This window comes from uncultured Aureimonas sp., assembly GCF_913775355.1.
Classification (GTDB): Bacteria; Pseudomonadota; Alphaproteobacteria; order Rhizobiales; family Rhizobiaceae; genus Aureimonas.
Genome location: NZ_CAJYIU010000003.1, coordinates 1 through 7456, shown reverse-complemented (window position 1 = coordinate 7456; position 7456 = coordinate 1). Strand labels below are relative to the sequence as shown.

The 7456-nt window shown below is 64.1% G+C and carries 6 protein-coding genes and 2 pseudogenes; 5 read left to right on the top strand and 3 right to left on the bottom strand.

Annotation, left to right across the window (positions count from 1 at the left end; translation table 11 throughout):
- The 5 genes from QZ753_RS00350 to QZ753_RS00330 all read left to right on the top strand — a co-directional run.
- On the top strand, positions 1-378 hold a 378-nt coding region (locus tag QZ753_RS00350), incomplete at its 5' end, for a dTMP kinase (protein ID WP_367171474.1).
- A complete protein-coding gene (locus tag QZ753_RS00345; RefSeq protein ID WP_294640170.1) occupies positions 375-1424 on the top strand; it encodes a DNA polymerase III subunit delta' in 1050 nt (349 codons plus the stop codon). The genes QZ753_RS00350 and QZ753_RS00345, both read left to right, overlap by 4 nt.
- An 81-nt stretch (positions 1425-1505) precedes the next feature.
- Entirely contained in the window at positions 1506-3053 is a 1548-nt protein-coding gene (gene metG, locus QZ753_RS00340) for a methionine--tRNA ligase (protein WP_294640168.1), read from the top strand.
- On the top strand, positions 3053-3862 hold the full coding sequence (locus QZ753_RS00335; RefSeq protein WP_294640166.1) for a TatD family hydrolase: 810 nt from the start codon (positions 3053-3055) through the stop codon (positions 3860-3862). The genes metG and QZ753_RS00335 overlap by 1 nt, the downstream gene beginning before the upstream one ends.
- Positions 3859-4665: an MBL fold metallo-hydrolase gene (locus QZ753_RS00330; RefSeq protein WP_294640164.1), complete on the top strand. Its 807-nt coding sequence runs from the start codon at positions 3859-3861 to the stop codon at positions 4663-4665. The genes QZ753_RS00335 and QZ753_RS00330 overlap by 4 nt, the downstream gene beginning before the upstream one ends.
- A 447-nt stretch (positions 4666-5112) precedes the next feature.
- On the opposite strand, the pseudogene istB reads toward QZ753_RS00330, so the two are convergent.
- The 3 genes and pseudogenes from istB to QZ753_RS00315 form a co-directional block, all read right to left on the bottom strand.
- Positions 5113-5988: pseudogene (istB, locus tag QZ753_RS00325) on the bottom strand (IS21-like element helper ATPase IstB).
- Positions 5985-6374: a hypothetical protein gene (locus QZ753_RS00320; protein WP_294640162.1), complete on the bottom strand. Its 390-nt coding sequence runs from the start codon at positions 6372-6374 to the stop codon at positions 5985-5987. Before QZ753_RS00320 ends, istB begins: the two are co-directional and overlap by 4 nt.
- Before the next feature lie 176 nt (positions 6375-6550).
- A pseudogene (locus QZ753_RS00315) lies at positions 6551-6868 on the bottom strand (IS21 family transposase); the annotation flags it as partial.
- Positions 6869-7456: the final 588 nt, after the last annotated feature.

Genomic DNA, 7456 nt, shown 5'->3' with positions numbered 1-7456 from the left:
TCGACCCGTGCCTATCAGGGATCGGTCCCGGGTCTCGATCAGGCGTTCTTGTCCGAAGTGGAGGCCGCGACGACCTCGGGCGTTCGCCCCGACCTGACGCTGATCCTAGACGTGCCGAGCGATGTCTGCATCAAGCGCCTATCGCAGCGTCGGTCCGCCGAGGCGGCCGATCGGTTCGAAAAGGACGGCGACGAAATCTTCAAAGCCCGGCGGCAGGCCTTCCTCGACATCGCTGCTCGCGAACCCGACCGCTGCGTCGTCATCGCCGCCAGCGGCTCGGTCGACGAGATCGGGGCCCGGATCGAGGGCATCGTTCTCGATCGTTTCGGTGACGAAATCGCGCGCCTGCGGCGCATCGGACTCGAGAGCGCTCGTTGATCCTCGCGGACACCAGATCCTCGCATGACGACATCGACGACGTACCGCCTCCGGCGGCCAACCCGTCCCTCGTCGGACATGCGCGCGAGTGGCAGGAACTTGTCGCGGCATCCCGCAGCGGACGGATGCATCACGCCTGGCTTCTGCAGGGGCCGCGCGGCATCGGCAAGGCGACGCTCGCTTTCGCGTTTGCCCGGCATCTCGTCGGCGCCCCCTGGACAGCCGAAGGCGAGCGAAGCGCCATCTTCGACCCGGACGACGCAGCGGTCCGCCAGATTGCCTCCGGCGCCCATCCCAACGTCATCCACATCCAGAGGGGTGACGCCGACCGAGGCGGCGGGTTCAAGACGCAGATCACGGTGGATGAAGTCCGCCGACTGCAGGGTTTCTTCCGGGCGACCGCGATGCCCGGCTGGCGGGTCGCCATTCTCGATCCTGCGGACGATCTCAACCGGAACGCGGCCAACGCGCTTCTGAAGATCCTCGAGGAGCCGCCCGCGCGCTCGGTGTTCCTGATCACCAACCACGCACCGGGGCGCCTCCTGCCGACCATCCGTTCCCGCTGCCGGACATTGCGGATCGACAGCCTTTCGAACACTGCGGTTGCAAGTGCCACACGGCAACTCATGCCGGGGACCGATGGGGAGGACCTGAACGCTGTCGCTGCGCTCGCGAGGGGAAGCGTTCGCCAGGCGCTCATCCTGCTGCAAGGCGGCGGCGTCGACGTCCTGCGGGAAGCCGATCGCATCCTCGACGCCCGACAGCCCGACTGGCAGGGCGTGCACAGCCTTGTCGACGGTCTTCAGCAGAAGGGTCGGGAAGCGGCTCTCGATCTTTTCCGCGATCGACTGTTCGACCGGGTCGCCGAGGAAGCGACCGTCGCGGTCGCGCAGGGAAGGGCGCGCGAGGGGGCTCTCCTTGCGGGCTTCGGCATCGCGGAACAGGCGCGTTTTCGCGAAGCGGCCGCCTACAACCTGGATCGCAAACAGACGATCCTCAGCTTCCTCGATCGCTATCTCGCTTTGCGATCCGGGGCGACCATCTAAGACGAAGCGCCCTGCTTCGTTGAGCCGCGCGAGCCGATGGGCTATCTCCCATCCCGACACGATCCGGGCAGAAGCAGCACGATGGCCGACCGATTCTATACGACGACCGCGATCTCCTATCCGAACGGCAGCCCGCATATCGGACACGCCTACGAGCTGATCGCGACCGACGTGATCGCCCGCTTCAAGCGGCTCGACGGCTACGACGTCCTCTTTCTGACCGGCACCGACGAACACGGCATCAAGATGCTGCAGACGGCCAGGAATCTTGGCCTGTCGCCGATCGAACTGGCAGACCAGAATTCGGCGAAGTTCCGGGAGATGGGGCAGCTTCTCGGCAGCTCGAACGACGACTTCATCCGCACCACGGAGGAGCGCCATCGCCGCGCCAGCCAGGAAATCTGGCGGCGGATGCGAGAAGCCGGTGACATCTACAAAGGCTCCTATGCCGGCTGGTACTCCGTCCGGGACGAGGCCTACTATGCGGAAGACGAGACGCGTCTCACCGACGACGGCAAGCGTCTCGGCCCGCAGGGCACGCCCGTCGAGTGGGTCGAAGAAGAGAGCTACTTCTTTCGGCTCTCGCAGTTCGCCGAGCGGCTGCTCGCGCATTATGACGCCAATCCCGACTTCATTGGTCCCGCCGAGCGCCGGAACGAGATCGTCTCCTTCGTCCGGTCCGGTCTGAAGGATCTGTCGATTTCGCGCACGACCTTCGACTGGGGCATTCCGGTTCCGGGTGACGAGCGACACGTCATGTATGTCTGGGTCGACGCGCTGACCAACTACCTCACCGCCACTGGATTTCCCGACGGCGGGGAGCGCGCCGATTTCTGGCCGGCGGACCTGCATGTCATCGGCAAGGACATCGCCCGCTTCCATACGGTCTACTGGCCGGCATTTCTCATGTCGGCCGGGCTGCCGATCCCCAAGCGCGTCTTCGTTCACGGCTTTCTCTTCAACCGCGGAGAGAAGATGTCGAAATCGGTCGGCAACGTCATCGACCCGACCGCTCTGGTGTCGGCCTACGGCCTCGATCCTGTTCGCTACTTCCTGTTGCGCGAGGTTCCGTTCGGCCAGGATGGCAACTATTCGCACGAAGCGATCGTCGCGCGGATGAATTCAGAACTCGCCAACGACCTCGGCAATCTCGCGCAGCGCTCGCTCTCGATGATCGGCAAGAACTGCGACGGCGTGCTGCCGACGCCGGGCGCGTTCACCGCGGCGGACGAAGCGATCCTCTCCGCGAGCGACCAACTGCTTCAGCGCTGTAGGGCCGCCGTCGATCGGCAGGAACTGCACGTCCTCCTGTCCTCGATCGTCTCGGTCGTGTCGGAGACCAACCGCTATTTCGCGGGCGAGGAACCTTGGGTCCTGCGCAAGACCGACCCGGCGCGGATGGGAACCGTGCTCTATGTCACGGCGGAGGTTCTCCGACGGGTGGCGATTTTGCTGCAGCCCGTAATGCCGGATTCCATTGCGAAGCTTCTCGATCTCCTCGGTGTGCCGGGCGAGGAGCGGCGGTTCGATCGTCTGGATCAGGGCCTGATGCTGGAGGCCGGTCGGCCTCTGCCCGCACCCTCCGGCGTCTTCCCACGCTATGTCGAACCGGCGACCGAAGAAAGCTGATGTCGACTTTCCTTCTCGTCGACAGCCATTGCCATCTCGACTTCCCGGACTTCGATGCCGATCGTGAGGGCCTGATCGATCGCGCGAAGTCGGCTGGCATCGGGCTGATGGTGAGCATCTGCACCCAAGTCTCGAAGCACGATCGAATCCTTCAGATCGCCGAGCAGTTTCCGTGCGTCTTTGCCTCGATCGGAACGCATCCGCTCCACGCCGCAGACGAGAACGAGGTGCCGACGGAAGAGCTCATCCGACTGTCCCGCCATCCTAAGGTCGTGGCGATCGGCGAAGCGGGTCTCGACTATCACTATGACCGAGCGCCCCACGACCGGCAGGAGCGCGTGTTCCGGCGGCATATCGCAGCCGCGCGAGAAACCGGCTTGCCCTTGGTCATCCACGCTCGTGATGCGGACGAAGCGGTCGAGCGGATCCTTTTCGATGAAGCCGGGAAGGGGGCTTTTCCCTTCGTCCTGCATTGTTTCACCGCCGGCCGGCGACTTGCCGACGTCGGCGTCGAGCTTGGCGGCTACGTCTCGTTCTCCGGCATCGCAGCGTTCAAGAACTCCACTGGTCTGCGGGAGATCGCGGCCTCGATCCCGCGGGATCGGATTCTCGTGGAGACGGATGCACCGTATCTTGCGCCACCGCCGAACCGAGGCAAACGCAACGAACCGGCATTCGTCAGAGACACCGCCGAGGCATTGGCAGCTGCTCTCGACAGGGAGTTCGAGGCCTTTGCGCGCGAGACGACCGACAACTTCTTCCGGCTGTTTCGCAAGGCTCCGGATCTGCGGCCGAGCGACCGCACGTGAAACGACACCTTCGCCTGACCATTCTTGGCTGCGGTTCGTCGCCCGGAACGCCGCGGATCACCGGTGATTGGGGTCAGTGCGACCCTGCCAATCCTCGAAATCGCCGCACACGCTGTTCCGCGATGGTCGAGCTCGTGGATGGCGACGACGTCACACGGGTCGTGATCGACTGCGGGCCCGACTTTCGCGAACAGATGCTGGCTGCATCGGTCACGCGGATCGACGGCCTCCTGATCACCCATCCGCATGCCGACCACATCCATGGGCTGGATGACGTTCGTGGCTTCGTCATCGATCATCGCAAGCTCGTCGACCTCTACGCCGACGCCGACACCTATGCCCGTTTGTTCGAGGCCTTCGGCTATTGCTTCCGAACGCCGCCGGGCAGTTCGTACGGACCGATCGTGCGCCATCGACCGATCAGCGCCGGCGAGGCCTTCTCGGTCGACGGCCCGGCGGGGCCGCTGACGATCCGACCCTATGCGCAGACCCATGGCAGCATTCACTCTCTGGGATTTCGCATCGGCCCGCTGGCTTATTCCAGCGACGTTTCCGATTTCCCGCCTGGCGCGGTCGAGGCGATCGAAGGTACTGAGGTCCTGATCGTGGACGCGCTACAGTACAAGCCGCACCCCAGTCACTTATCGCTGTCCGAGGCGCTCGAATGGATCGAGCGACTGGCCGTACCGCGCGCCATTCTCACACACATGCATACGCCGCTCGACTACGAAACCGTCCGTCGATCTCTGCCCGGATTCATCGAGCCGGCCTATGATGGGATGCAGGTCAGCCTCGACATTTAATCCTCCCGGCCGAAGAGCGTGTAGCTCACCGGCGACGTGCCGCGACGGCACAGGGCCGCTGTGCCGCAGGTTCCGGATCAGGTCTGCGACCGACCAGTGAGTAGCGTCGATCGACTATAATATTCCATAATCCATATTATGAAAATATGACTCGGGAAGGCATTTCATCTTGCTTGGGCGTTTGAGCGCGCTTGTGACTGCGTATTGGCAAAAGCGGCGCCCTTCCCCCGCTCCTGCCGGCCAGCAATGACACCCTGCTGCGCGTTGTGCGTCGCCGGACTTTTGCCAAGCGACTCCAGTGTGAGGATCGTCGCCACCGCGAGGAAACGAACGCCATCGTCGTGGAACTGGCGACCAACGGCGTCTCGATCTAGGAGACCAGTCCGTTGTCAATGACGACTGAATTTTCCTCAGAACGGCCGAGGTAAAATTCCCCAGTTCGGCCGATCACGCCGTCGCGGCGAGATGTCCATTTTCGGGAGGGCGTCCTCTTGGCCGAGATGGAGCTACAATGCTCGGAGGCGTGATGGCAGCCTTTAATCTGAGTTGCTCGAGCATGAGAGCGGCGTGCTGGCGCAGCCGGTAGCTGGAGCCTTCGGTTTGGACGACGACGGCGTGGTGCAGAAGGCGATCGAGGAACGCGTTGGCGACGACGGGATTGCCGAAATTATCACCCCGATCGGCAAAGCCGCAGTTGAAGGTTAGGATCATCGCCCTCTTCTCGTAGCGGGCGTTGACGAGCTGGAAGAACAGGTTGCCGCCGCCTGGAACGACGGGGAGGTAGCCGATCATCGTCGATGACCAGGAGCGACGAAGGGCGGCAGAAGAAGCGCAAGCGCTTTCCAAGGCGCCTTTCCCGCTCGGCCGTGGCTAGACCAGCGATGAGGTCGGCGAGCGTGCAGAAGTAGACGCTCTTTCCGTCCTTGACGGCCTCGACGCTGAGGGCGACGGCCAGATGGCTCTTGCCGGTGCCGGGCGGGCCGAGGAGTGGACGACTTCGCCGCGCTCGACGAAGCCGAGCTGGGTCAAGGTCAGGATGCGGTTTGGTCGAACGGGGGCTGGAAGGAGAAGTCGAAGCTGGCCAAGGTCTTGATCGTGGCCAGCCGTCCCATGCGCAGCGCGGTCTTGATCCGGCTGTTCTCGCGAGGGGGGCAGCTCCTCGGACAAGAGGAAGTCGATGGCCTCGAGGGCGGACATCTCGCCCTGATCGAGCCTTCGCACGACGTGACCCAGGGCTTCGAGGGCGCGGGGTATCGTCAGGCCGACGAGGTCGTGGCGGATACGGTCGATCACGGAGGTCGCGGCGTCCAAAGGGTTAGTCATGCGCGTAGCTCCTGCGCCAGCGCTTGGCCGATGGCGTCGTAGAAGGCGAGCGGACGCTGGGCGACCTTATCACCGACACCCAGAACGAGCGTGCCGATCTCACCCTGGCCGTCATGGCGCCGGCGCCCGGTGTGGATGATGCGATGTCCCGGCTCGACAAGGCGGCCATGGCGGCTTTCGAGAACCAGATGGGCGGCGATCAGCGTTCCGTCCTCGAGGGTCCGGACCTCGTCGGCCAGGGTGTGGGCCTCGACGGTGCGGCGGCGCGTGGCGTCCGGGACGGAATAGAAGTTGCCGCCGACGCTGACCATACCCTCTCGGCTGATGCGCCGCTCGAGCTTGAGAACCGATCGGAAAGGTGTCAGTGGCAGCGGGCGCAGAGCCATGCGCTCATCGGCAAAGGCCTCGGCGACGATCCGCGGCGTCGTCGGCTCGTAGGTGAGGACGACGTGGAACTGGGCGAATTCGACCTGTGCCTGCTTGCCCGGCGGGGCCCCCCAAACGAACCTCGAAGCCGCGATCGTCAGCAGCCACCCGGTCGCACGTCGCGCAGGAAGTCGGTGACGGCAGTGTAGCCGCCGTCATAGCCAAGCTCCTTCAGCTCGCGATAAAGCCGTCGCCCGGTCAGGACGGGATAGCGTGCCACGCGCTCGCGCAGGTAAGTCGTGAAGGGATCGATCACGGCCTGCCGCGGATTGCGAGGACCGTAGCTCGGCGCCTCGAGCCCTTGTTCGATATATTTGCGCACCGTCTTGCGGTCGGCTCTCATCGCTTTGGCGATCGCCGAAATAGACAGGCGCTGCCGATGCAGATTCAGGATCACTACCATCTCCCCGAGCTTGATCGCCGAAATCCTTCTCCCGACTATCGGGAGAAGCATCGGCGATCACGCACCGCCAGTCTCCCAGGGCGCGCCCAGGGCGACTGGCGGCCGCGCTAAACTGGGGACGATTCAAACGGCGCTTCTGGGGAATTTCCAGCCGGCACCGCCAATCCGCCCAGGAGAACGCAGTTGCGAGCTGGTGAGCCTAATCGTCCGAGGCCAGCGCACGGATATGTTCTCCTGTAATAGATCTCGCCCTACCCGAACTACCGTTTATGGACCCGCAGTCGGAAGCTGGCTGCCGCAACGGCGCCGAACTGTTGCGTCGCCTGCGCATGCTTAGTTCCGTGATTCCGAACGCGTGGTGTCGAGAATGGGCCGACGCACCGTCTCCGATCGGAGCGCATGGCGAGCACTGAGCTTCTTAGTCTACCCTTTGCGCACACTTTCGCCCGCCTTATGACGCTGAGCCGCGACCATCTGACTTGAGCCAAGACCCTAGCGCTCGCCGTCTTGGCTGCTTTCGACATGGCCCTCCGGCGAGGTGGCGAAGATCCATTATTCGTCGCCGCGCACGGAGTTGCGGGAGCAGGCCGTGGTGGACAAGGCGACGGGTCGGAAGGGGGTTCGGCTTGTCCCGCCGGT

Excerpts from the sequence above, each read along its gene's own strand:
- metG (WP_294640168.1), top strand. The coding sequence starts at position 1,506 with ATGGCCGACCGATTCTATACGACGACCGCGATCTCCTATCCGAACGGC.
- QZ753_RS00335 (WP_294640166.1), top strand. The coding sequence starts at position 3,053 with ATGTCGACTTTCCTTCTCGTCGACAGCCATTGCCATCTCGACTTCCCG.
- QZ753_RS00320 (WP_294640162.1), bottom strand. The coding sequence starts at position 6,374 with ATGGCTCTGCGCCCGCTGCCACTGACACCTTTCCGATCGGTTCTCAAG.